25 protein-coding genes are annotated in these 23,570 nt (G+C 63.6%); 13 read left to right on the top strand and 12 right to left on the bottom strand.

What is annotated here, in order from left to right; genetic code table 11:
- The first annotated feature begins 49 nt into the window (after positions 1–49).
- The 4 genes from NKI41_RS23470 (at position 50) to NKI41_RS23455 (ending at position 4,988) form a co-directional block, all read left to right on the top strand.
- Positions 50–760 (top strand): ABC transporter ATP-binding protein, encoded by a 711-nt coding sequence (locus NKI41_RS23470; protein ID WP_352685348.1) that lies wholly within the window; start codon positions 50–52, stop codon positions 758–760.
- Positions 760–3,309, top strand: coding sequence for an ABC transporter permease (locus tag NKI41_RS23465; RefSeq protein WP_352685368.1), 2,550 nt, complete (start codon positions 760–762; stop codon positions 3,307–3,309). The genes NKI41_RS23470 and NKI41_RS23465 overlap by 1 nt, the downstream gene beginning before the upstream one ends.
- Positions 3,310–3,528: 219 nt before the next feature.
- Positions 3,529–4,308: a Bax inhibitor-1/YccA family protein gene (locus tag NKI41_RS23460; RefSeq protein WP_254817871.1), complete on the top strand. Its 780-nt coding sequence runs from the start codon at positions 3,529–3,531 to the stop codon at positions 4,306–4,308.
- A 110-nt stretch (positions 4,309–4,418) separates the two neighbouring features.
- Positions 4,419–4,988 (top strand): GNAT family N-acetyltransferase, encoded by a 570-nt coding sequence (locus NKI41_RS23455; RefSeq protein ID WP_352685347.1) that lies wholly within the window; start codon positions 4,419–4,421, stop codon positions 4,986–4,988.
- 4 nt (positions 4,989–4,992) lie between these two features.
- Here NKI41_RS23455 and NKI41_RS23450 read toward each other — a convergent pair whose 3' ends face one another.
- Both NKI41_RS23450 and NKI41_RS23445 read right to left on the bottom strand, forming a co-directional pair.
- Positions 4,993–5,379, bottom strand: a complete 387-nt coding sequence (locus NKI41_RS23450; RefSeq protein ID WP_031212724.1) for a DUF2794 domain-containing protein — start codon at positions 5,377–5,379, stop codon at positions 4,993–4,995.
- A 481-nt stretch (positions 5,380–5,860) separates the two neighbouring features.
- Complete coding sequence (locus NKI41_RS23445; protein WP_352685346.1) at positions 5,861–6,610, bottom strand: DUF1223 domain-containing protein; 750 nt, start codon at positions 6,608–6,610, stop codon at positions 5,861–5,863.
- 175 nt (positions 6,611–6,785) lie between these two features.
- Here NKI41_RS23445 and NKI41_RS23440 point away from each other — a divergent pair, with 175 nt between their 5' ends.
- A complete protein-coding gene (locus NKI41_RS23440) occupies positions 6,786–7,466 on the top strand; it encodes a ceramidase domain-containing protein (protein WP_352470827.1) in 681 nt (226 codons plus the stop codon).
- A gap of 69 nt (positions 7,467–7,535) precedes the next feature.
- Here NKI41_RS23440 and acnA read toward each other — a convergent pair whose 3' ends face one another.
- Entirely contained in the window at positions 7,536–10,226 is a 2,691-nt protein-coding gene (gene acnA, locus NKI41_RS23435; protein WP_352685345.1) for an aconitate hydratase AcnA, read from the bottom strand.
- A 282-nt stretch (positions 10,227–10,508) separates the two neighbouring features.
- Between acnA and ccmA the strand changes: the two genes are divergently transcribed.
- From ccmA to NKI41_RS23405, 6 genes are all read left to right on the top strand, one after another.
- Positions 10,509–11,117, top strand: a complete 609-nt coding sequence (gene ccmA, locus NKI41_RS23430) for a heme ABC exporter ATP-binding protein CcmA (protein WP_352685344.1) — start codon at positions 10,509–10,511, stop codon at positions 11,115–11,117.
- A gap of 196 nt (positions 11,118–11,313) precedes the next feature.
- Positions 11,314–11,979, top strand: a complete 666-nt coding sequence (ccmB, locus tag NKI41_RS23425; RefSeq protein WP_352470824.1) for a heme exporter protein CcmB — start codon at positions 11,314–11,316, stop codon at positions 11,977–11,979.
- Complete coding sequence (locus NKI41_RS23420; protein ID WP_352470823.1) at positions 11,979–12,356, top strand: Imm50 family immunity protein; 378 nt, start codon at positions 11,979–11,981, stop codon at positions 12,354–12,356. The genes ccmB and NKI41_RS23420 overlap by 1 nt, the downstream gene beginning before the upstream one ends.
- Before the next feature lie 102 nt (positions 12,357–12,458).
- A complete protein-coding gene (ccmD, locus tag NKI41_RS23415; RefSeq protein ID WP_352456348.1) occupies positions 12,459–12,626 on the top strand; it encodes a heme exporter protein CcmD in 168 nt (55 codons plus the stop codon).
- On the top strand, positions 12,623–13,198 hold the full coding sequence (locus NKI41_RS23410; protein WP_352491647.1) for a DsbE family thiol:disulfide interchange protein: 576 nt from the start codon (positions 12,623–12,625) through the stop codon (positions 13,196–13,198). Before ccmD ends, NKI41_RS23410 begins: the two co-directional genes overlap by 4 nt.
- Before the next feature lie 15 nt (positions 13,199–13,213).
- The gene (locus NKI41_RS23405; protein WP_352491646.1) at positions 13,214–14,257 is read left to right on the top strand and encodes a DUF2332 domain-containing protein; all 1,044 of its coding nucleotides are present in this window, start codon (positions 13,214–13,216) and stop codon (positions 14,255–14,257) included.
- Positions 14,258–14,273: 16 nt separating this feature from the next.
- Here NKI41_RS23405 and NKI41_RS23400 read toward each other — a convergent pair whose 3' ends face one another.
- A complete protein-coding gene (locus tag NKI41_RS23400; protein ID WP_023721879.1) occupies positions 14,274–14,441 on the bottom strand; it encodes a hypothetical protein in 168 nt (55 codons plus the stop codon).
- Positions 14,442–14,705: 264 nt separating this feature from the next.
- On the opposite strand from NKI41_RS23400, the gene NKI41_RS23395 reads away from it, so the two are divergent.
- Together NKI41_RS23395 and NKI41_RS23390 are read left to right on the top strand one after the other, a co-directional pair.
- A complete protein-coding gene (locus tag NKI41_RS23395) occupies positions 14,706–15,623 on the top strand; it encodes an SMP-30/gluconolactonase/LRE family protein (RefSeq protein WP_352470820.1) in 918 nt (305 codons plus the stop codon).
- 32 nt (positions 15,624–15,655) lie between these two features.
- Positions 15,656–15,865 carry a tautomerase family protein gene (locus tag NKI41_RS23390; protein WP_352685343.1) on the top strand — a complete coding sequence of 70 codons (210 nt, stop codon included), beginning with the start codon at positions 15,656–15,658 and terminating at the stop codon, positions 15,863–15,865.
- A gap of 411 nt (positions 15,866–16,276) precedes the next feature.
- On the opposite strand, the gene NKI41_RS23385 is transcribed toward NKI41_RS23390, so the two are convergent.
- From NKI41_RS23385 to NKI41_RS23350, 8 genes are all read right to left on the bottom strand, one after another.
- Positions 16,277–16,810 (bottom strand): NADPH-dependent FMN reductase, encoded by a 534-nt coding sequence (locus tag NKI41_RS23385; protein WP_352685367.1) that lies wholly within the window; start codon positions 16,808–16,810, stop codon positions 16,277–16,279.
- A gap of 40 nt (positions 16,811–16,850) precedes the next feature.
- Entirely contained in the window at positions 16,851–17,471 is a 621-nt protein-coding gene (locus tag NKI41_RS23380; protein WP_352685342.1) for a pyridoxamine 5'-phosphate oxidase family protein, read from the bottom strand.
- Positions 17,472–17,561: 90 nt separating this feature from the next.
- Positions 17,562–18,227, bottom strand: coding sequence for a septation protein A (locus NKI41_RS23375; protein ID WP_352493215.1), 666 nt, complete (start codon positions 18,225–18,227; stop codon positions 17,562–17,564).
- 60 nt (positions 18,228–18,287) lie between these two features.
- Positions 18,288–19,871, bottom strand: a complete 1,584-nt coding sequence (gene ftsY / locus NKI41_RS23370; protein ID WP_352685341.1) for a signal recognition particle-docking protein FtsY — start codon at positions 19,869–19,871, stop codon at positions 18,288–18,290.
- 11 nt (positions 19,872–19,882) lie between these two features.
- Entirely contained in the window at positions 19,883–21,184 is a 1,302-nt protein-coding gene (gene mtaB / locus NKI41_RS23365) for a tRNA (N(6)-L-threonylcarbamoyladenosine(37)-C(2))-methylthiotransferase MtaB (protein WP_352685340.1), read from the bottom strand.
- Positions 21,184–22,068, bottom strand: coding sequence for a diaminopimelate epimerase (gene dapF / locus NKI41_RS23360; protein ID WP_352470815.1), 885 nt, complete (start codon positions 22,066–22,068; stop codon positions 21,184–21,186). Before dapF ends, mtaB begins: the two co-directional genes overlap by 1 nt.
- A 74-nt stretch (positions 22,069–22,142) precedes the next feature.
- Positions 22,143–22,304, bottom strand: coding sequence for a DUF1328 family protein (locus NKI41_RS23355; protein ID WP_031195454.1), 162 nt, complete (start codon positions 22,302–22,304; stop codon positions 22,143–22,145).
- Positions 22,305–22,376: 72 nt separating this feature from the next.
- Positions 22,377–23,387: an MBL fold metallo-hydrolase gene (locus NKI41_RS23350; protein WP_352685339.1), complete on the bottom strand. Its 1,011-nt coding sequence runs from the start codon at positions 23,385–23,387 to the stop codon at positions 22,377–22,379.
- Positions 23,388–23,570 lie beyond the last annotated feature (183 nt).

The following is a 23,570-nucleotide window of genomic DNA, read 5'->3' as shown; positions in this document are numbered from 1 at the left end:
CGAGCATCGGATGCACTAGCCTTCATCCCCCATATAGGACGATTTGATTTTGGAAGAAGCCGTCATTTCGCTGAAAGACGTATCGCTGACGCTCGGCGAAGGTGCATCCTCGGTCCATGTGCTGAAGGGTGTCAGCCTCGATGTGGCGGGTGGCGAAGCGACAGGCATCGTTGGACCTTCAGGTTCGGGAAAGTCGACATTGCTGATGGTTTTGGCCGGACTTGAAAGGGTCGATTCGGGCACGGTCCGAATTGCCGGCGAGCTGCTCAACGGCAAAAGCGAAGATCAGATCGCATCGTTTCGGGGACGAAACATCGGCATCGTGTTCCAGTCTTTCCATCTCATCCCCAATATGACGGCGCTGGAAAACGTTGCGGTCCCGCTGGAGCTTGCCGGCCATGTCGATCCGTTCGGCGTAGCGGCGCGCGAGCTGGCGGCGGTGGGCTTGAGCGATCGCGTCACCCATTACCCCGGCGAATTGTCTGGCGGCGAGCAGCAGCGCGTGGCGATCGCCCGGGCGCTGGCGCCGTCGCCGCGCATCCTGATAGCCGACGAGCCGACCGGCAATCTCGACCAGGCAACGGGGCGGCACGTCGCCGACCTGCTGTTTGCCAAGGCGGCCGAACGCGGCATGACGCTGGTGCTGGTCACGCATGACCCGCTACTCGCGGCCCGCTGCTCGCGCCAGGTGTCGATGCGGTCGGGGCTGATCGAAGACGCGCCTAAGCCGGCCACCTGGGCTGGCAAGGTGACCGCATGATGCCGCTGGCGCGCACGCTGAGGCTCGCCTTTCGGTTTTCGCTGCGAGAAATGCGTGGCGGACTGTCCGGCTTCCTGATCTTCCTTGCCTGCATCGCGCTCGGCGTCGCTGCGATCGGCGGCGTCAATTCGGTGGCGCAAGCGATTTCCGCCGGTGTTGCCGACCAGGGCCAGACGCTGCTCGGCGGCGATCTCCGCTTCCAGCTCAACCAGCGCGATCCGACCAGAGCCGAACGCAGCTTCCTCGACCAGCTTGGCACGGTTTCGCACAGTGCCAATATGCGCTCGATGGCGAGGCTCGAGGACGGCTCCGACCAGGCGCTGGTCGAGGCCAAGGCGGTCGACGGCGCCTATCCGCTCTACGGCGCGCTGGAGACCGAGCCGGTGCTGTCGCGAGAGGATCTGTTCGGCGAAAAATCCGGCGTCTTCGGCGCCGCCGCGCCGGACCTCTTGTTCGAGCGGCTGAACCTTGGCATCGGTGACCGGCTGAAGCTCGGCAGCGCGACGTTCGAGCTGCGCGCCAGGCTGGTCAACGAGCCGGATGCGGTGTCGGATGGCTTCGGCTTTGCGCCGCGGCTGATGGTGTCGACCGACGGGCTTGCCGCTTCCGACCTGATCCAGCCGGGCAGCCTGGTCGAGAACGCCTATAAGGTCCGGCTGCCCGGCGGCACCGGCGAGGCACGGATCAAGGCGATCCAGGACCAGGCGGCAAACCAGTTCCCGCAGGCCGGCTGGTCGATCCGCACCCGCAGCAACGCGGCGCCGGCGCTGTCCTCCAACATCGAACGGTTCTCGCAATTCCTGACGCTGGTCGGGTTGACGGCGCTGGTGGTCGGCGGCGTCGGCGTGGCCAATGCCGTGCGTGCCTATCTCGACGGCAAGCGCGGCGTCATCGCCACCTTCAAGAGCCTGGGGGCTTCGGGCGGGTTCGTCTTTGCCGTCTATCTGGTGCAGATCCTGATGATCGCCGCCCTCGGCATCACGCTAGGCCTTGTGCTTGGCGCGTTGATGCCGTTCGCGGCCAGCGCGGCACTCCAATCGGTCATTCCAGTGCCGGCGGAAGGTGGGTTCTATCCCGGCGCCCTCGGCATGGCAGCGCTGTTCGGGCTGCTGGTGACGCTGGCTTTCGCCTTGCTGCCGCTCGGCCGCGCCCGTGACGTGCCGGCAACGGCGCTGTTTCGCGAAATGGGATTCGAGGGCCGCGGTTTTCCCCGCCCGCTCTATATCGCCGCGGCATTGGGCATCGCGCTGCTGCTCGCGGTACTGGCGATCCTGTTTTCCGGCGACCGCCGTATTGCCTCGATCTTCGTTGGCGCCACGATCTTTTCGTTCCTGGTGCTGCGTGTGGTCGGCTCGCTGGTGCAGTGGGCGGCGAAGAAAAGCCCGCGCGTGCGCTCGACCGCGCTCAGGCTCGCCATCGGCAACATCCATCGGCCTGGCGCCTTGACGCCGTCCGTGGTGCTGTCGTTGGGACTCGGGCTGACGCTGCTGGTGACGCTGGCGCTGATCGACGGCAATCTCAGGCGGCAGATCTCGGGCAGCCTGCCGGAAAGAGCACCGAACTTCTTCTTCGTCGATATCCAGAGCAGTGACGTCGATGCCTTCTCCGCGCTGGTCGGCAAAGAGGCACCGCAAGGCAGGCTGATCAAGGTGCCGATGCTGCGCGGCCGGGTGATGGCGCTCAACGGCGTCGATGTCGACAAGGTCAAGGTTCCGGCCGAAGGCGCCTGGGTACTGCGCGGCGATCGCGGCCTGACCTATGACGCAAAGCTGCCGGAGAATGCGACGCTGACCGACGGCAGCTGGTGGCCGGAGAACTATGCCGGCGAGCCGCTGGTCTCGTTTTCCGCCGAGGAAGGCAAAGAGATCGGGCTGAAGCTCGGCGACACCATCACCGTCAACGTGCTCGGCCGCAACATCACGGCCAAGATCGCCAATTTCCGCCAGGTCGAATTGGAAACCATGGGCATCAATTTCGTCATGGTGTTCTCGCCCAACACATTCGCCGGTGCGCCGCATGGCTGGTTGGCGACGCTGACCGAGACGAATGCGTCGGCAGCCGACGATGCGCATCTTCTCAACGCCGCCACGCGTGCCTTTCCCGCGGTGACGACGGTCAGGGTCAAGGACGCGCTCGAAATCGTCAACCGGCTGGTGGCGCAGCTCGGCACAGCAATCAGGGCGGCGGCGGGCGTGGCGTTGATCGCCTCGGTGCTGGTGCTGGCCGGGGCGCTCGCCGCCGGCAACCGGGCTCGCATTCACGACGCGGTGGTGCTGAAGACCCTGGGTGCGACCAGAAAAACGCTGATCGCCGCGTTTTCGCTGGAATACATGCTGATCGGCCTTGCTACCGCGATCTTCGCGCTGGCGGCGGGCGCTGTGGCGGCATGGTTCGTCGTCGCGCGCATCATGACGCTGCCATCGCACTTCATGCCCGAGGTGGCGGTGGCGACCATCGGCTTTTCGCTGGTGGTCACGGTCGGCATCGGCCTTGCCGGCACGTGGCGGGTGCTGGGCCACAAGGCGGCGCCGGTGCTGCGGAATCTTTGAGCCAGAGCCGTTTTGGATTAAATCTCGGTAATGTTCCGGGCGGGAAGGCCAATAAAACCGTATCTCTGGCACTTCACGGAGCATTACGCTTGGTTACGGTCTTGTCCTTTACGCCAAGAACCATCATATTTCGGCGCAGGCATGCTGGAGCCCCGCCAGCGGCGCCTGGGTTCAAAAGGACCTGACACCGGACGGGGCAGAAGCAATATGAGGATTTCCATGGCTGATCCCGTTCGCAATTATCAGACGCGCGCCGTGCCCGGCGCCGGCGTCGATGCTGCCATCGACCAGGGCCTGCGGGCCTACATGATCAAGGTCTACAATCTGATGGGGCTTGGCCTCCTCATCACCGGCCTTGCCGCGGTCGGCACAATCATGCTGGCCACTACCAGCGATCCCGCCTCGGCGGTCGCGACGTTGCCAAGCGGCGAGATGCTGACCTCGTTCGGCTACGCGATCTTCGGCTCGCCGCTGAAATGGCTGGTGATCTTCGCCCCGCTGGCAGCGGTGATGTTCCTGTCGTTCCGCGTCCAGTCGATGAGCGTTTCGGCCGCGCAGACGACATTCTGGGTCTACGCCGGCCTCGTCGGCCTGTCGCTGTCGTCGATCTTCCTGGTCTACACCACCGCCAGCATCTCGCAGACCTTCTTCGCCACCGCCGCCGCCTTTGGCGGGCTGTCGCTCTACGGCTACACGACCAAGCGCGATCTCTCGGCGTTCGGGTCGTTCCTGGTCATGGGCCTGGTCGGCCTGATCATCGCGATGGTGATCAACATCTTCCTGCAGTCGTCGGCGCTTTCCTTCGCCGTTTCGGCGATCGGCGTGCTGATCTTCGCTGGCCTCACCGCCTACGACACGCAGAACATCAAGGAGATGTACTTCGAGGGCGACGAGACCGATGTCGCCGGCCGCAAGGCGATCATGGGCGCATTGAGGCTCTATCTCGACTTCATCAACCTGTTTATGTTTCTGCTGCAGTTCATGGGCGACCGTCGCTAAGTACGGTTTTCCTGGACCAGCGAGTTTGGAAAGGGCGGCCCAATGGCCGCCCTTTTCTTTTGTCCCGGCTTTTGCTGTGATATAGGGCAGATGAACGACGTGCCTAAATTATGAGCAGCATCACGATACGCGCCGCGACATTGGCCGACCTTGACCAGATCACGGAAATCTATGCCGACGCGGTGATAAACGGCACGGCGAGCTACGAACTCGAACCGCCGAGCCGCGCCGAGATGGGCACGCGCTTCGACACTCTGATGGCGGGCGGCTTTCCCTATCTCGTTGCGGAAAAGGCCGGCGCCGTGCTCGGCTATGCCTATGCCGGGGCGTTCCGGCCGCGCCCGGCCTACCGCTTCGTCGTCGAGGATTCCGTCTATGTCGCGCCCGAGGCCAAAGGGCAAGGCGTCGGGCTGCTCTTGATGCAAGGGCTGATCGAAGCGGCCAAGGCGACGGGTTTTCGCCAGATCATCGCGGTGATCGGCGACGGCCGGCCCGACAGCGCCTCGGTAAGGTTGCACGAGAAGCTCGGCTTTCGTCATTCCGGCCGCCTGGAAGGCTCAGGCTATAAGCACGGACGCTGGCTGGACACGGTTTTCATGCAGCTGCCGATCAACGGCGGGGCGTCCATCCCGCCTGATCCGCAATCGCTGCCCGAGCGCAAGTTCCGCCTGCAAAAATAAAGGGTTACGCCTCGACCAGCTTCAGTGTTCGGTCGAACACACCAAGCACCCGGCCGAGTTCCTGGCCGCGCTTGAGGATGCGCCCGCCGGCGGCGATGACGGCGAACGCGCCTTGCCGGCGCGCCAGCTTCGGATCCTTGACGATCTGGAAAAGCGGCACTTCGCTGGTGCGGCGGAAGACGGAAAAAACGGCGCGGTCGGCGAGATGGTCGATGGCATAGTCGCGCCACTCATTGGCGGCAACCATACGGCCGTAGAGCCTGAGGATCTGGTCCAGTTCGCGCCGGTCGAACCGCACCGGCTGGTCGAGGCGTTCGCGTCTTGCCTCATGCAGCGGGATCAATATTGCGGATGCGTCCCCATCCTCCGTCCCGCTGCTGCGATCAGTCATGCCTGGATCCTCGCAATGAATCGTACGCCGACCAAAGTTGGCGCTTTCGTTGCCGAATTGCAAGGCCCGGCCGGGCAACGGCAGCACCGTGCGGTTTCTCCAGCGTCCAGTCACGTTTGCGAAACGCCTGTTGAAATTGGTGATGCTTCGCCACAATCCTGCCTTTTTTTATCCGTGCTCATGCCCCAATGTCCGACGAATTTACCGGCGTTGCCTGAGACGGTTCGGTCCGGCACCGGCTCGTAAACCCCAAGCCCCCCGCCCACGGGTCTGCGTCGGATCGAACCAACCTCGGTTTTTCCTTGGAAAGATCGGGTGCGACGATCCCAAAACCTAAATGACCGGCGTCAGAAGCAAGCTGACGCCGGTTTTTTATTGGCCGGAGCCGTGGCGATGCGATCCATCCAGATAGGCTGTCGTCGGAGGCTTGAGCGCGGTTATCCCTTCTCCCACAACAAGGGGAGAACGGGGAGCGCTCTGTCTAAGGCTTGCGGATAAAGGCTGCACCCAGGATCGGACCGGGCATGCCGTCCTTGCCGACCGACTGCAGCAGCACGGCGCAGCCGCCCTTCTTGGCGATCTCGCTCATCGGCAGTTCGTAGCGCTGCGCCTTGCCGTGCCACATGCCGGCGGTCTGGATGCTGGAGACGGCGTTCCAGTAGGTCATGCTGCGGCCACTGTTTTCACCCTTGCCGATCTTTATCGTCTGCGGCGGATTGAAATAGACGATGACGACATGCGCGTCGGTTGGGCCGGTCACAGCGTCGCCGGCATCGATCATGACGCGATCGCTGGTCCGGCTGACCTTGATGCCGACGCGCATGCCTTCGCCGACCCTCTCCATGCGGGCCAGCGCGCCGTCGACTTCCTTGCGGCTGGCGCCGTTGACATGGCTGCGGCCGTTTATGACGGCTTGCGGGGTGTAGACGGAACGACTGCCAAAGGCGCGCATATACTCGTATTGCCGCTCGGTATTTTCCTTGCGGCTCAGCGTGTCCTGCCAGCCGAGGTAATCCCAATAATCGACATGATAGGCGAGCGCGACGATGTCCTCCTTGGCGGCGAGCTCGGCGAAGAATTCATCTGCCGGCGGACAGGAGTTGCATCCCTGGCTGGTGAAGAGCTCGACGACGCCTAATGGCTTGTCGGTTGGCTCGGCAAGGGCCCTGACGGCAAACGCCGAGAGGGCCAGCGCAAGGGCCGCAAGCCGCAATGGTCTTCGAGATGGCATGGCCGTTCCGATCCCGCCGGTGACGCCGGCTTTGTTCTGGTTGTCGAAATATGTGGCAGAAGCGGCAGTCAACGGGAAGTCACGTTGCGGTGAAATTTTGCCGTTGCAACCGCTGGCAAGGGCGCAATAGGTGGACTTGCACTTCACCATGGAAGCGATTCGGGCGGCAATCAGCATGTGGCAATCTCTCCTGGCGCCGGTCGACCTCTATTGCGAACGGACGGGGCCGGAATTCTGGGCCGAGCCGCTCAATGCGCTGAGCAATCTGGCTTTTTTTGCCGCCGGGCTATGGGGTGTCTGGCAGGTGCGCAAGCGCGGCACCGGCACCTTCGCCGAAGTGCTGGCCTGGTGGGTGGTGGCGATCGGCGTCGGCTCGTCGCTGTTCCACACCTTTGCCAACCGTGGCACGGTCTGGGCCGACGTGCTGCCGATCGCCGGGTTCACGCTGGCCTACACGCTGTTCAACCTGCGGCGTTTTCTCGGCATGAAATGGGGCAAGGCGATCGCCATTTTCGTCGCCTTCTATGCCGTCGCCGGGCTAGTGACCTTTGCCGTGCCCGACTGGCTGCGCCAGGCGTCGAACGGGACGACCGGCTATCTGCCGCCCTTCCTGGCGCTCGCCTTCTTCGGCGCCATGGTGGCGGCCAGCGGCAACCGTGCCGGCTGGTACAATCTGGCGGGCTCGGCGATCTTCGTCGTGTCGGTCATCTGCCGGATGATCGATCCGCTGGTCTGCGGCGGCTTTCCGCTCGGCACGCATTTCCTGTGGCACATATTCAACGGGCTGATGCTCGGCGTGCTGCTGGCGGCGACAGCGCGGTTTGGAAAGCCGGGAATTAGGGCAGTAGGGCAGTAGGGCAGTAGGGGAATAAGTCGCTTCTCCTTGCTTCACCCTACTGCCCTACTCCCTTATTGCCCTACTCCCTTAAGCGGCCAGATCGCGCAGCACGTATTGCAGGATGCCGCCATTCTTGAAGTAGTCGAGCTCGTCCAGCGTATCGATGCGGCAGATGATCGGAACCTCTTTGACGCTGCCGTCGCCGTAGGTGATCCTGGCGATCATCTTCTGCCGCGGCTTGATGTTGCCCAGTCCGTTGATCTCGACCAGTTCGTCGCCCTTGAGGTTGAGCGAGGCCCATGAGGTGCCTTCCTCGAAGACGAAGGGGATCACGCCCATGCCGACCAAATTGGAGCGGTGGATGCGCTCGAAGGACTGGGCGATGACCGCGCGGACGCCCAGCAAATTGGTGCCCTTGGCCGCCCAGTCACGCGACGAGCCGTTGCCATATTCGACGCCGGCGAAGATGACCAGCGGCACGCCTTCCTTCTTGTATCGCATGGCGGCGTCGTAGATCGATTCCTCTTCTTTCGACGGGTAATGGATGGTGTAGCCGCCCTCGCGGCCGTTCTCGCCCAGCATGTGGTTGCGGATGCGGATGTTGGCGAAGGTGCCGCGCATCATTACCTCATGATTGCCGCGGCGCGTGCCGTACTGGTTGAAATCGGCGACGCCGACGCCGTGGTCGGTGAGGTACTTGCCGGCCGGCGAGGCCGCCTTGATCGAACCGGCCGGCGAAATGTGGTCGGTGGTGATCTTGTCGCCGAACAGACCGAGCACACGCGCGCCCTTGATATCGCCGATCTTGCCGAAGCCCGACGTCATGCCGGCGAAATAGGGCGGGTTCTGCACATAGGTGGAATTGTCGTCCCAGGCATAGGTCTGGCCTTCCGGCGCCTTGACGTTCTGCCAGTACTCGTCGCCCTTGAAGACGTCTGCATATTTGCGGGCGAACAATTCGCGCGTGACGTTCTTCTCGATGAATTCCTGGATCTCGACCGAACTCGGCCAGATATCCTTGAGATAGACCGGATTGCCGTTGCGATCCTCGCCGAGCGGTTCGGTGGTCAGATCCTTGGTCACGGTCCCGGCCAGCGCGTGGGCGACGACCAGTGGCGGCGAGGCGAGATAGTTCGCTTGCACGTCGGGCGAGACGCGGCCTTCGAAATTGCGGTTGCCGGACAAGACTGCCGCAGCAATCAAGCCCTTATCGTTGATGGTCTTGGAGATCGGCGCCGGCAATGGGCCGGAATTGCCGATGCAGGTGGTGCAGCCGAAGCCGACCAGGTTGAAGCCGATCTGGTCGAGCTCCTTCTGCAGGCCGGATTTCTCGAGATATTCGGCGACGACCTGGCTGCCCGGCGCCAATGAGGTCTTGACCCACGGCTTCTGCTTGAGGCCGAGCCGGTTGGCATTGCGCGCCAACAGCCCGGCGCCGATCAGCACGCTCGGGTTCGATGTGTTGGTGCAGGAGGTGATGGCGGCGATGACCACATCGCCATGGCCAAGATCGTAGCTCGTGCCCTCGACGGCATAGCGCTTGTCGATTTCGGCGGCCTTCCTGTATTCGGACTCCATGGCCTTGGCGAAGCCAGCCGGAATGTCTTCAAGTGCGACCCGGCCTTCCGGCCGCTTCGGGCCGGCCATCGACGGGACGACACTGCCGAGATCGAGCTCCAGCAGGTCGGTGAAGACCGGATCGGCCGAGCCGGCATCGCGCCACAAGCCTTGCGCCTTCGAATAAGCCTCGACCAGGGCGATGCGGCTTTCGTCGCGACCGGACATTGTCAGATAGCGGATGGTTTCGCTGTCGACCGGAAAGAAGCCGCAGGTGGCGCCATATTCCGGCGCCATGTTGCCGATGGTGGCGCGGTCGGCCAGCGTCATGTTGGACAGGCCCGGCCCGAAGAATTCGACGAACTTGCCGACGACGCCCTTCTTGCGCAGCATCTGGGTGACGGTGAGCACCAGGTCGGTGGCGGTGACGCCTTCCCTCAGCCTGCCGGTGAGCCGGAAGCCGATGACTTCAGGCAGCAGCATGGAGACCGGCTGGCCAAGCATCGCGGCCTCCGCCTCGATGCCGCCGACGCCCCAGCCGAGCACGCCGAGGCCGTTGATCATCGTGGTATGTGAATCGGTGCCGACGCAGGTGTCGGGATAGGCGGTGGTCTCGCCGTCTTCGCTGTTGGTCCACACGACCTGGCCGAGATATTCGAGATTGACCTGATGGCAGATGCCGGTGCCGGGCGGCACGACGCGGAAATTGCGGAACGCCTGCTGGCCCCATTTCAGGAACTTGTAGCGTTCCTCGTTGCGCTCATATTCAAGCTCGACATTGCGGGCGAAAGCCAACGGCGTGCCGAATTCGTCGACGATGACCGAGTGGTCGATGACCAGATCGACCGGCACCAGCGGATTGATCTTTTGCGGATCGCCGCCGAGCGAGGCCATGGCGTCGCGCATGGCGGCAAGGTCGACCACGGCTGGAACGCCGGTGAAATCCTGCATCAGCACGCGAGCCGGGCGATAGGCGATCTCGACGCCGGCGGTGCCCCGGTCAGTCAGCCAGCCGGCGACCGCCTGGATGCTCTCCTTGGTAACGGAACGGCCGTCCTCGTTGCGCAGCAGATTCTCCAGCAGCACCTTCATCGAATAGGGCAATTGGGCAATACCGGTGAGGCCGTTCTTTTCGGCCTCGACAAGGTCATAGTAAATGTACTCGGTGCCGCTGGCGGTCAGCGTGCGGCGGCAATTGAAGCTGTCGAGTGATTTGGACACGTGCGATCCCTAACTGTCGGTTGCCGGAAGGGAACGGACGCCAGTGGGCATGCAAATCACGCGCAAAGGTGCGGGTACGGCCATTTCCGCTATCCGTTCCCAAGCGTCCGGGCCGTTCAAGGCGGCACGCGCGCTGGTTCGGCGCAAATTCGGTTCCCGTGCCGACCGCTGGCACGGATGATGCGGATATAGAGAATTTTCTGGAATAGTTCTAGACACGGAATCGCCATTTTTGCTGCGGCGCACCGAAGCCGCGCCTGAACTTTCGGCGAAGGGGGACGGATGCGGCTGATCGCCGAAAATCTGGGCGGCGAACGCGGCGGCGAGACGGTATTTTCCGGCATCGAATTCGCGCTGGGGGATGGCCAGGCTCTGGTCGTCACCGGGCCGAACGGCGCCGGCAAATCGACGCTGCTCAGGATCGTCGCCGGACTGTTGCCGGTGGCGGCAGGCCGTGTGCGGTTCGAAGATGGTGGCGAAGACTTTGCGTCGGCGGCCTCGGCGTGTCACTATCTCGGCCACCTCAACGCGATGAAGACGGCGCTGAGCGTTACGGAAAACCTGTGCTTCTGGCGCGATTTTTCGGGCGCCGGTTCCGCGGGTGTTGGAGAGGCGCTGGAAACCGTCGGGCTGGGCGGCATCGGCCATCTGCCTTTCGGCTATCTCTCGACCGGGCAACGCCGCCGCGCGGCGATTGCAAAACTGCTGGTAAGCCACCGGCCATTGTGGCTGCTCGATGAGCCGACGGCAGGACTGGACAACGCATCGGAGGAGAGATTCGGCGAATTGATGGGGAAACACCTCGAGAGTGGGGGGATCGTGGTTGCGGCGACGCATTTGCCGCTTGGGATCGAGGGGGCACAAGGGCTGGTGATGGGCGAGGCCGTTTGATGTTGGTGCTCTACGGCGCCCCCCTCTGTCCTGCCGGACATCTCCCCCACGAGGGGGGAGATTGGCAGGTTCGTCGCTGCGCTCAACTCTCAACGATCGAGATTGGCGAAGGCAGTCGTGACAGCCAATCTCCGCCCTTGAGGGGGAGATGTCCGGCAGGACAGAGGGGGGTGCCCAGGCGAAAGCATCTCACATCATGCTAGCCCTCTTCCTGCGCGACATCCGCCTGAGTATCCGCGCCGGCGGCGGGGCGCTTACCGGCGTGATTTTCTTTCTCGCCGTTATCGCGACCATCCCCTTCGGCGTCGGTCCCGAGCTGAAGCTGCTGGCCCGCATCGGCCCGGCGATCCTGTGGATCGCCGCATTGCTGGCCTGCCTGCTCGGCCTCGACCGGCTGTTCCAGGCCGACCGCGAGGACGGCTCGCTCGATCTTCTGGTGCTTGGCAACGACCGGCACATGCTGGCCTTGACCGTTCTGACGAAATGCCTGGCGCATTGGGCGGGAAGCGTGCTGCCGCTGGTCATCGCCGCTCCCTTGCTCGGCCTGTTCATGAACATGGAGCCCATCGGCATCGGTGCGACGGCGCTGACGCTTCTGGTCGGTACGCCGGCGATCACCTTCATCGGTGCCGCCGGTGCCGCGGTGGCGGTGGCGCTGCCGCGCGGGGGCCTGCTGATCTCGGTGCTGGTGCTGCCGCTAACCATTCCCGTGCTGATCTTCGGCGTATCAGCAAGCTATGGCGCGGTGGCGAACCCCGATCCTTTTCTGCAGCCCTTCCTCATTCTCGCCGCGCTGACCCTGTTCCTTGCCGTGCTCGGGCCGGTGGCGGCGGCGCTGGCGCTTCGGCACGGAACGGATTGATGTGGCCGCTGCGCATAGAGAACCCGATCTTTCTCCAGACAATCTACGGCAACTATCCGGACCTGTCTTCCGTCGAGGTAACCAAGGCCGAAATCAATCGTGAAGGGCCTAGCATGTACCTTTCCTTCATCTCGACCGTCCTCCCCTACCGGCCCCCCGCCAAATGGGCGGCGTTCAATGCCGTGTCTTTCGGGCTTGAGTTCATCGCGGTCGAATCGATTAGCCTTCGCAAGTTCCGGAGCCATGGCTGGAGTGCAATCAGGATGTGGGATGACGCCGGTAGAATCCTGCTTACCTGCGAAGGGGCTGTCAGGCTGTCTCTGACGTGCCAATACATGCGTATCAAAAACATATCAGGTGTTTTGCGTTCGCAGTGACCTTCGGCTTGCGATAACCGCAAATCTGCCGCAGACCCGTTCATTGCGACAAACAGCCGGTGAGGCTATGAATTCCGCCGTGAGAAGCCTTGGATCGGGAAAATGAGCGTTCACGCCCTTTATGTCACCGCCGCCTATGCGATCACGGCCGTGGTGCTGGGTGGGCTGATCGGCTGGATTCTGCTCGACCAGCGCGGCCGCAAACGAGAGCTTGCCGAGCTGGAGGCATCCGGCGTGCGCCGGCGCTCCGATAAGGCAGTAAAATCATGAGCACGGAAACCCAAACACCGGCGCGCCGCCGCCTGATCGTGCTGCTGCCGCTGGTGGTCTTTCTCGGGCTGGCGGGATTGTTCCTGGCGCAGCTTTTGTCCGGGCGCGACGTGTCGGAAGTGCCGTCAGCGCTGATCGGCCTGCCGGCGCCGCAGACCAACCTGCCGGCGCTCGAAGGCACCAATTTGCCGGGCCTCGATTCAAAACAGTTCGCCGGCAAGGTGACGCTGGTCAACGTCTTCGCGTCCTGGTGCGCGCCGTGCCGCGAAGAGCATCCGGTGCTGCTGGCGCTGTCGCAGGACAGACGCTTCGTCATGGCGGCGCTGAACTACAAGGACCAGCCGGAAAACGCCCGTCGGTTCCTTGGCGATCTCGGCAATCCATTCCAGGCGATCGGCGTCGACCAAGCCGGACGCACGGCGATCGACTGGGGTGTCTACGGCGTGCCGGAAACCTTCGTCATCGGCAAGGATGGCAAGATCGCCTATAAGCATGTCGGGCCGCTGACGCCGGACTCGGCGCGGACGCTGCTGTTGCCCGAAATCGAGAAGGCGCTCGCGGCTCCGGGCTGAGACACCTGAAACGCGATGGACGAACGAGACATCCGCGATCATTTTCTGGCACAGGCGAAAGCCTGCGATGGACTTGGCTCGCCTTTCACCGCGAATTTATGCCGTGCGCTCGCTAAGGTTCTCGACGCAAACACCAGGACCGGGCAGGCGGTGCTCGGTTGGCCGGGCGACGCGCGCGCCGACGCCCTCGCATTGCGGCTTTGCGGCGCGCTGCATGGGTTGGTCCTGACGGGTGCCAATGAGCGATTGGCACTGATCTATCCGCCCAACCAGACAAGCGAATCCGAGATCGCGGCGGTGCTGCCGGAGGCAATTGCGCGATCCGACGAGCGGATCGTCGCCGGCCTCGCCGGTGCGCCGCAGACCAATGAAATCGCCCGGTCGGCGATGCTGCTGCCTGGATTTCTGACGGTCGCGCGGGAAACCGGCCTGCCGCTGGACTTGTGCGAGATTGGCGCCAGCGCTGGGCTCAATCTCCTGTTCGACAGCTTTCACTACCGCTACGGCGATGCCGAGTGGGGCGACCGGACCTCCACCGTTCGGTTGGCGCCGGAGGTGCGCGGACTCGCTGTTCCGCTTGGTGGAGCGATCGACGTCCGCCACCGCGCCGGCTGTGACATCGCGCCGGTAGATGTCGCCGACGCAGCCACACGGTTACGGCTTCGGTCTTACGTCTGGGCCGATCAGGCTACGCGGCTGGCCCGGCTCGACGCTGCGCTGTCACTTGCCGAAAAGTTTCGACCGCCACTTGTCAAAGCGGACGCGGCGGATTTTGTCGGGAAGGCGCTGGCCGCGCGGCAGGAGGGTGGCGCTTTTGTGCTCTATCATTCGATCATGTGGCAATACCTGCCGCGGGCGACCAAGGATGCGATCATCGTCGCCCTGGAGCAGGCGGGCAGACAGGCCACGGCCGCTGCGCCTATCGCAAGGCTGAGGATGGAGCCGCGCGATCCCACAAACAATTGGGCGGTACTCAGCCTGACTTTATGGCCGGGCGGCGAGACGCACCGCCTGGCCCATTGCGATTACCACGGCCGCTGGATCGAATGGGTGGGCTAAGCCCGATCCCATTCACTCAGCCGTAGATCTGCTTGTGGACCTGGTAGAGCATTTCTGAGCGGTCGGCGCGCATGTCGGCGAGGTCGCGGCTGCTGAAGCTGTCGATTTCGGCGACGAGGCGGTTGTAATGCCGGCGCTTGGCGATGCTGGCGCGAGCGCGGCTCATGAGGCTGTCGATGATCATAGCGAGTTTCCTTTTGCGCCGCATTTCGCGGCCAGTTGTTCCTCCCTTGATCGATACGGAGCATGACATAGTTATGGTGCGTTGCAAAAATAAGATGTTGCAATGCACCATTGCGCTGGGCGCATAGCCGGTTAACGGGATGTGACCTGCCGTCCGGGCCAGCATTCGCTTCCATAATGCTTCAGACGCATCATCGATCTTGCCATATCGATCGCAGGCTGGCTTGATCGCGCCCTTGCCAAGCGACTGCTACCGGGAGGAACCATGGCCAGCGAATTCTACGAAGTTCTCGATCCGCGCTTTTCGCGGCTTTTCAACGGCAATGCACAGGTGGACAGGCTGTTTACCGGCTGCCGATGGGCGGAAGGACCGGCCTGGTTTGCAGCCGGGCGCTATGTGGTTTGGTCCGACATCCCGAACAATCGCATGCTGCGTTACGACGAGACCGACGGCAGCGTCAGCGTGTTCCGTCAGCCGTCCGGCAATTCCAACGGCAACACCGTCGACCGGCAAGGCCGGCTGGTTACTTGCGAGCATTCCGGCCGCCGCGTCAGCCGCACCGAGCATGACGGCTCGGTCATCACCATCACCGACAAATGGCGCGGCAAGCGGCTGAACTCGCCCAATGACGCGGTGGTCAAGTCCGATGGCTCGATCTGGTTCACCGATCCGAGCTACGGCATCGATACCGATTACGAGGGCGACAAGGCCGAAAGCGAGATCGGCGCCTGCCATGTCTACCGGGTCGATCCCGGCACCGGCGAGACCGAGGCGGTGATCACCGACATGGTCAGGCCCAACGGGCTCGCCTTCTCGCTCGACGAGAGCAAGCTCTATGTCGCAGATACCGGCCGCACGCATGGTGCGCAAAACCCAGCGCACATCCGGGTGTTCAATGTCGGCCAGGGCGGCAAGACGGTCTCAGGCGAAAAGGTCTTTGCCGACTGCACCGCCGGCCTGTTCGACGGTTTCAGGCTGGATGCGGACGGCCGCATCTGGACCAGCACCGCCGACGGGGTCCATTGCTACGATCCAGACGGGACGCTGATCGGCAAGGTCAAGGTACCGGAAGTCGTTGCTAATTGCGTGTTCGGCGGCAACAAGCTGAACTGCCTCTACATCGCCGGCACCACATCGCTCTACATGGTCCGGCTCATGGTCAACGGCGCCAAAACCTACTGAGCGGCTGCCAAGCATATGCAAGGGAGGGAACCATGCCATTCGTGAATATCCGCCTGGTCAAGGAGGTGATTGCCGACGACCCGGCCGGCAAAAAGGCCGCGATCGCCGCCCAGGTGACATCGGCCATCACCGGCGTCACCGGCCTGACCAACAACAATGTCTGGGTGGTTTTCGAGGAGGTCGCTGCACGCGACTGGTTCGTCGGCGGGACCGACATCGAGACGCGGAGACGGAAGGGCTAATCTCCCGACGGAACGGCAGCGAGGCGGAAGTTTGCGAGAGGCCTAGGGGACAGCGCCCCCTGCCCTGCCGGCCATCTCCCCCACGAGGGCCCACTTGGGGGAGATCGGCAGCTTCGTCGCCTAGCCCGTCTTTCAACGTTGGAGGTTGGCGAAAGCGGGGATGACGGCCAATCTCCCTCCTGTTTGGACCGGAGACATCGCGCTCGTGTCCTCGAATGGCATCCCGAACCTCCCGGCGCAAAGCGCGCCAAACTGTTCGCGATGTCCTCGCACACCTGTTCGCGATGTCTCCGGTCCAAACACCTCCAAGAGGGGGAGATGTCCGGCAGGACAGAGGGGGGCGCGAAGGATCGCCGACGCTCGCTTCGCGTTCGCTCTGCCCTGGGATAACGACAGCACGATGGCCGCCACTTAACGCGAGCGGATGAACTCCGCGAAGGCGGATAGGGCATCGCGCATCGTCAGCCGGTTTTCCGGCTGCGATAAGATATCCTCCACCTCCGGCGGCTTCTTGCCGAGCAGCGCTATTTCGAGCGCTGCCTCCCCATAGAGCGCGAAAGAAATTGTCCGCATGACCTCGGCCAGTGCGGCGCGGGCAAACAGCGAGCGCGGCGAGGCGTGGACCAGCATGGCCGGTTTGCCGACGGCGGCATCGCGCGACACCAGCCAGTCGAGCGCGTTCTTCAGGCCGCCTGGCATACCGTGGGCATATTCCGGGCAGGAGACAATGAGGCCGTCAGCGGCGGTGACCGCGTCGATCAGCGCCGCTGCTTGCGGCGGCGTCCGCTCGCCTTCGTCGTCGGGGTTGAAGATCGGCAGCCGGCCAAGTCCATCGTAGACGGAGACGTGACAGTCCGGCGGCGCGTTTTGCGCGAGTGCCGCGACCAGGGCCGAATTGGTCGAGGCGGCGCGCAGGCTGCCGGAGATGGCGAGGATGTTCAGCAAAGGAATGGAGACCGGCTTGGGCGATTCGTTGCCGGGCACGCTACCACATGGTCTCCCTGTATTCCTCATCCAGCCAGCGGTCGGTCGCCTCGGCCGAATCGGCGAGCGCCAGCTGGTCGCGCAGGATCTGGCCGAGCGTCGGCAGCGTCGCGCGGTCGTACCAGCTCTCCGGCTTCCACAGTTCGGAGCGCATGAAGGCCTTGGCGCAATGCATATAGGCGGCCTTGACCGTCACCACGACGACGCTTTGCGGCGCCTTGCCGTCGACCGCCAGCCGCTCGCGTAACGCCGCATCGACGGTGATGCGGGCATCGCCGTTGACACGCAGCGTCTCGTTCATGCCGGGAATGAGGAAGAGCAGCCCGACCGAGCGATTGAGAAGGATGTTCTCCAGCGTGTCGAGCCGGTTGTTGCCCGGCCGGTCGGGGATGGCGATGGTCTTCTCGTCGAGCACTGCCACAAAACCCGGCCTGTCGCCCTTGGGCGTCACATCGGCATTGCCGGCGCCGTCGGACGAGCCGATCAGCACGAACGGGCTCTTGCCGATGAATGAACGGCAGTGGCCGTCCAATGTCTTCAATTCCTTGCGGATCGAGCCGTCGGTCAGCCGAGGCGTCTTGTAGATCGTCCTCAACTCGTCGCGCGTGGTGATGAATTCCATGCCCCTCTCCCCTTATTCTGATGCAATTCCCTAGGGAAAACGCTACGCGCTTTTCCCGGGAAAACCGCTACACACTTTCCTGGAATTGCTCTATTTGCCGGCCTTCTCTTCCTTGCCGGCCTTGTCCTCGAGCGAATGGCGCAGGATCAACGGCATTTGGCTTAACGTGAAGACAAGGGTAATGGGAATCGTGCCCCAGACCTTGAAATAAAGCCAGGCTTCCTCAGAAAAGTTGCGCCACACGATCTCGTTCAGCGCAGCCAGAAAAAGGAAGAAGAGTCCCCATCGGAAAGTGAGCTTGCGCCAGCCTTCGGCGTCGAGATTGAAGGCGGAATCAAAGACATAGCCCAACAGCGATCTGCCAAACGCCAACCCGCCAAGCAACGTGATGCCGAACAGGCTGTTGATGATTGTCGGCTTCATGAAAGCGAAGGTCTTGTCCTGCAGCCACAGCGCCAGCGCGCCAAACACAAACACCACGATGGCCGAGACCAACGGCATGATCGGCCAGCTGCGCGTCAAAATCCACGAAACGCTGAGCGATAGCGCCGTCGCCACCATAAAGAACGCTGTGGCAATCAGGATAGGCTCGCCGATATGGCCGAGGATCGGAAACTTCCCGACAAGCCACGCGCCGCGGATGGTGGTGAAAAAGAACACCAGGCCAGGCCCGAGTTCGAGCAGGAATTTCAGGCCGGGGTTCAACGCCCTGCGTCGCGGATCGGACGGGTCGCCTTCGAGGATGGGTGGGTTCATAGCGTCCTTCTTACGCATGATCCAATCCAAAGAGCCTGCAACTTTTCGGAATCATGCTCGTCAAGCCACTCCAGCGATCGCCCTGGCGAATTCGCTTGCGGAAAAGGGTTCGAGGTCGTCGACCTGTTCGCCGACGCCGATGAAATAGACCGGCAATTTGTGCTTTGCCGCGATCGCCACCAGAATACCGCCGCGCGCCGTGCCGTCCAGCTTGGTCATTACCAGGCCGTTGACGCCGGCGACATTGCGGAAGATCTCGACCTGGTTGAGCGCATTCTGGCCGGTGGTGGCATCGACCGTCTGCAGCACGGTGTGCGGCGCTTCCGGATCGAGCTTGCCCAGCACCCGGACGATCTTTTCCAGTTCCGCCATCAGTTCGGTCTTGTTCTGCAGCCGCCCGGCGGTGTCGATGATCAGCACGTCGGAGCCGGCCTCCTTCGCCCGCTCGAATGCGTCATAGGCGAGGCCAGCGGCGTCGGCGCCGAGCTTCGAGGCAATGACTGGCGAGTTGGTGCGCTCGCCCCAGATCTTCAGCTGCTCGATCGCGGCGGCGCGAAAAGTGTCGCCGGCGGCGAGCATCACCGAGAGGCCGCCATCGGTCAGCTTTGCCGCCAGCTTGCCGATGGTTGTGGTCTTGCCGGTGCCGTTGACACCGACGACCAGGATGACATGCGGCTTGTGGCTTAGATCGAGTTCCAGCGGCATGGCGACATGCGTCAGCACCTTCTCCACCTCGGCCGCCATGATGGCGCGGACTTCGGTGTCGGAGACGTCCTTGCCGTAGCGGCTGGCGGAGAGCGCGTCGGTAACGCGCAAAGCCGTCTCCATGCCGAGATCGGCGCGGATCAGCACATCCTCCAGGTCCTGCAGCGTGTCCTCGTCAAGCTTCCGCTTGGTGAAGACGCCGGCGATGTTGCCCGACAACTCCTTGGAAGAGCGGGCAAGCCCGTCTCGCATGCGCTGGAACCAGGAGCGCCTCGGCGCCGGTTCGGGCGCCTTCTGCGGCTCGGCTTTCTGCTCGACCTTCTTGGTTACGGTGACTTTGCCGGGGGCGGGCTTTGGCTCAGGTTGCGGAACGGCTTCCGGCTCGGGCTTTACCTCCCCCTCGATGGGAGGGTGGGGCGCCGGCACGACCTCCGGTTCGGGCGCGATCTCGGTCAAGATCGGTTTCGTCTCGGCCGGCGCTGGCTGGCGGATCGGGGGCGGTATTTCGGCGGGCGGGACTTCGCGCTCTGGCGCTGCTGAGGGAGCCTCGGTGGGCACTACCGGCACTTCGACGGGTGCAGGTTCCGGCTGGGAGGGGACGATTTCTGGCTGCTGCCGCTCGGCCCGGATCTCCTCCGGTTCCTCAGCAGGCGTTTCCGGCTCGGGTGGAATGGTCGGCGGCGGCTCAGGCTTCTGCTCTTCCGGCGCCGGTTGCGGTGCCGGAGACAACTCTGGTTCGACTGGCGGTGGAGGTACGGCTTCGACTTCGGGCCGCGATTCTTCGCGTTTCAAAAACTCCGGGACGGCCTGCTCGGCGGCCGGTTTCAGCGCCTCCAGTTCGTCCCATTTGATCGGCGGCAGCGGCGCGGCCTCGTCGGGCCGCTCCTCGACGACTTCCTTCTTGCCGAACGAAAATATCTTCTTGAAAAACCCAGCCATGTCTTGCGCTCTCAGGCGGCGCGGGCGGCAAGCGGCGCGGCGATCAGTCGGATACCGTCATGGCCGGCGATATCAGCCTCGACAATGTCGCCCGGAGCGCCGGCAGAGACCGCGGCCAGCGTAAACCCTTCGGTGCGGCCAAGGCCGTCACGCTCGACCAGGATCGACTGATGCGTTCCAGCGAGCGAGGTAAGATGGCGGCGATAGGCGGCCTCGCCGGCGGCGCGCAGGCGTGCCGCGCGTTGCTTGACGACGTCGCGGCGGAGCTGCGGCATGCGCGCGGCGGGCGTGCCCTGGCGCGGCGAAAACGGGAAGACGTGGAGATGCGTCAGGCCGCATTCCTCGACGATCTCCAGCGAGTTTTCGAACATGGCGTCCGTCTCGGTCGGGAAGCCGGCGATGATGTCGGCGCCAAAAACAATGCCCGGGCGCAGTTTGCGCACATCCTCGCAAAAGCGGATCGACTGGTCGCGGCTGTGCCGGCGCTTCATCCGCTTCAGGATCATGTCGTCACCCGATTGCAGCGACAGATGCAGATGCGGCATCAGCCTCGGCTCGGTGGCGATGGCGTCCAGCAGATCGTCGTCGGCTTCGATCGAGTCGATCGAGGAAAGCCGCAGGCGTTTCACGTCTGGCACCTGCTTCAGGATGGTCTTGACCAATTTGCCGAGCTTCGGTGCGCCCGGCAGATCGGCGCCAAAACTGGTCATGTCGACGCCCGTCAGCACGATCTCGGCATAACCATTGCCGACGAGTCGCTTGATCTGCTCGACCACGGCGCCCATCGGCACCGAGCGCGAATTGCCGCGACCGTAGGGAATGATGCAGAAGGTGCAGCGGTGGTCGCAGCCGTTCTGCACCTGGACAAAGGCGCGCGCCCGGCCCTCGATGGCGTCGACCATGTGGGCGGCCGTCTCGCGCACCGAAAAGATATCGTTGACGCGCGCCTTCTCAGTGTCGTTGACGCCGAAATCCGGCAGCGCGCGATAGGAATGCGCCTTCAGCTTTTCCTCATTGCCGAGGACGAGATCGACCTCGTCCATGGCGACGAAATCCTGCGGGCCGGTCTGCGCGGCGCAGCCGGTGACGATGATGCGGGCGGCCGGGTTCTCACGGCGGGCTTTTCTGATCGACTGCTTGGCCTGGCGTACAGCCTCGCCGGTGACGGCGCAGGTGTTGAAGATGATGGCACCGCCTTCGAGGCCGCCGAGGCCCGCACTTTCGGCTTCACGCCGCATCACCTCGGATTCATAGGTGTTCAGCCGGCAGCCGAAGGTGACGACCTCGATACCCTTGTTGCCAAGAGGAGCCATCAGGCGGCGCTTTCGGTGTCGCGCGCCCACGCCCCGGTCGACGGATCGAAGCTGCCGGAAAATTCCCATTCGGCGGCACCGGTGAGGATGACGTGGTCGTCGTCGCGCCACAAAACATGCAGCGAGCCGCCGCCGGGCGTCATCAGCGTGACGCCGCGGCCGGTACGCCGGGTGCGGGACGCGGCGACCACAGCGGCGCAAGCAGCCGTGCCGCAGGCCTTGGTCAGGCCGGCGCCGCGCTCCCAGGTGCGGATGGCCATGGTCTCCGGCGAGGTCACCTGCGCGATGGTGATGTTGGCGCGCTCGGGGAAGATCGGGTGGTTTTCGAGCAGCGGGCCGAAGCGCTCGAGCTCGTACGACCAGACGTCGCGGTCGACCCAGAAGATGGCGTGCGGATTGCCCATCGAGACGACCGACGGCGAATGCAGCACCGGAGCATCGATCGGGCCGATCTGCAGCTCGATCATGCGGGTGTCGCGGAATTCCTCGGCCAGCGGGATGTCCTGCCAGCCAAAGCGCGGCCTGCCCATGTCGACCGAGATCATTCCGTCGGCATGTTCCTCGGCATTGAGGATGCCGGCGACTGTTTCAAAGGCAAATGTCTTCTGGCCGGTCTCGGCGGCGAGCGCCTGGACGACACAACGCATGCCGTTGCCGCAGGCTTGCGCCCTGGTTCCGTCGGAATTCAAGATGTCGATGAAAAAGGCGGTGCCCGGCGTCCTGGGGTCGTGGATCGCCATGATCTGGTCGAACCTGGTCGCCGCATCGGCATTAAGCGCGACGGCTGCCGCAGGCGTCACGCGATCGGCACGGCCACGCATATCGGCAACGATGATTTCGTTGCCGATGCCGTTCATCTTGGCGAAAGGGGCCGCGCTTGCCATCGATCGAAAGGTCTCTTGCCGGTTTGGCGCCTATATGGCGGATAGCGGCAGAAATTACCAGCGCGGCGTGATTTTCAAGTCACCGCGAAGACGCCAAGCACGATCAGCAGGAAGATGATCAGCACGATGCCGATGAGGATGCGCGCGCCGGTGGCGGCGGCTCCGGCCAGTGCCGGCATGCCGAGCAGGCTCGCCGCGGCCGCGATAATCAAAAGAATGATGATCCACCTGATCATGAGAGACACCTCGCGCAGGCGACAGGTTTGAACACCTACAAACGTCTATGTGATGCCTTAGGTTCCGCCGCGCTAGACCGCCGGCACGTCCCAGACTTCGCCCGGCCGCAAGGCGCGAAAACGTTGCCGCAGCAGGCCGGCAGCATCGAGCGCTTCGCCGAGCTTTCTGGGCGGCTCGTCGATCGGCTCGTTGGTGAGCCGGAACGTGCCCCAGTGACAGCCGGCTGCATAGGCGGCGTTGCACAAAAGCATGCCTTGCACCGCCTCCTCCGGATCCTGGTGATGTGGCGCCATGAACCAGCGCGGCTCATAGGCGCCGATCGGCAGGATGGCGAGGCGGAAGCCGCCGTGCTTTTGCGCCATCAGCCGGTAATTGATGCCACCGTGGAAGCCGGTATCGCCGGCGAAATAGATCTTTGCGTCGGGTGTCTCGACGACGAAACCCGCCCACAGCGCCATGCGCCGGTCGCGAGTACCGCGGGCCGACCAGTGGTGCACCGGCTCGACATGGACGGCGACGCCATCGCCGATATCGACCCGGTCGCCCCAGTCATGCGCGGAAAGCCTCATACGGGGCACGGCAGCGCCGATGATCGTGTCGTTGCCGAGCGGCGTCAGCAGCAGCGGGTCGTGTCTTGTCTTCAGGCGCTTCAGCGTGGCGAGGTCGAGATGGTCGTAATGGTTGTGGCTGACCAGCACGAGGTCGATCGGCGGCAAATGCGAAAACGCGATGCCCGGCGGATTGACGCGTTTCGGACCGGCGAAGGAGAGCGGCGAGACGCGTCGCGACCAGACCGGGTCGGTCAGGATGTTCAGGCCGGCTGTCTGGACGAGCAGCGAGGAATGACCGACCATGGTGAGGCGCAGCGCAGAACCATCGATGCGCTCGACCGGTCTTGCCGGTGGAAACGGGCTCGGATCCGCCGCCGGCCATTTCGAGCGCTCGCGGCTCAATTGCCATTTCAACAGATCGGCAAAGCGACCGGGCGGCCGTCCGTCGGGATTGAAGAACAAGGTGCCGTCGAAATGATCGCTGGGCGGCCCGCTGTAATAGCGGTTGGCGGCTCTCTTTCTCGCGGCCAAGAAATCGGCTCCCTGCAGTTTGCTGATCGCCAAGAGATAATGCCGGCGCCGGCCCGCACAAGCATTTGAGGTGAACGCCAGGGATTTGGCGCCAGCGCGCCGTATCGAAATCAACCGCAGGTGTCGGCCAAACGGCCAAGGCGTAACGCAATTTCAGGCAATGTGAATTTTGCGACAAATTTG

This window comes from Mesorhizobium sp. M0601 (assembly GCF_040320845.1).
Taxonomy (GTDB): Bacteria; Pseudomonadota; Alphaproteobacteria; order Rhizobiales; family Rhizobiaceae; genus Mesorhizobium.
Note: the sequence above shows the minus strand (reverse complement) of the source record. Positions and strands in the feature narration are given on the sequence as shown.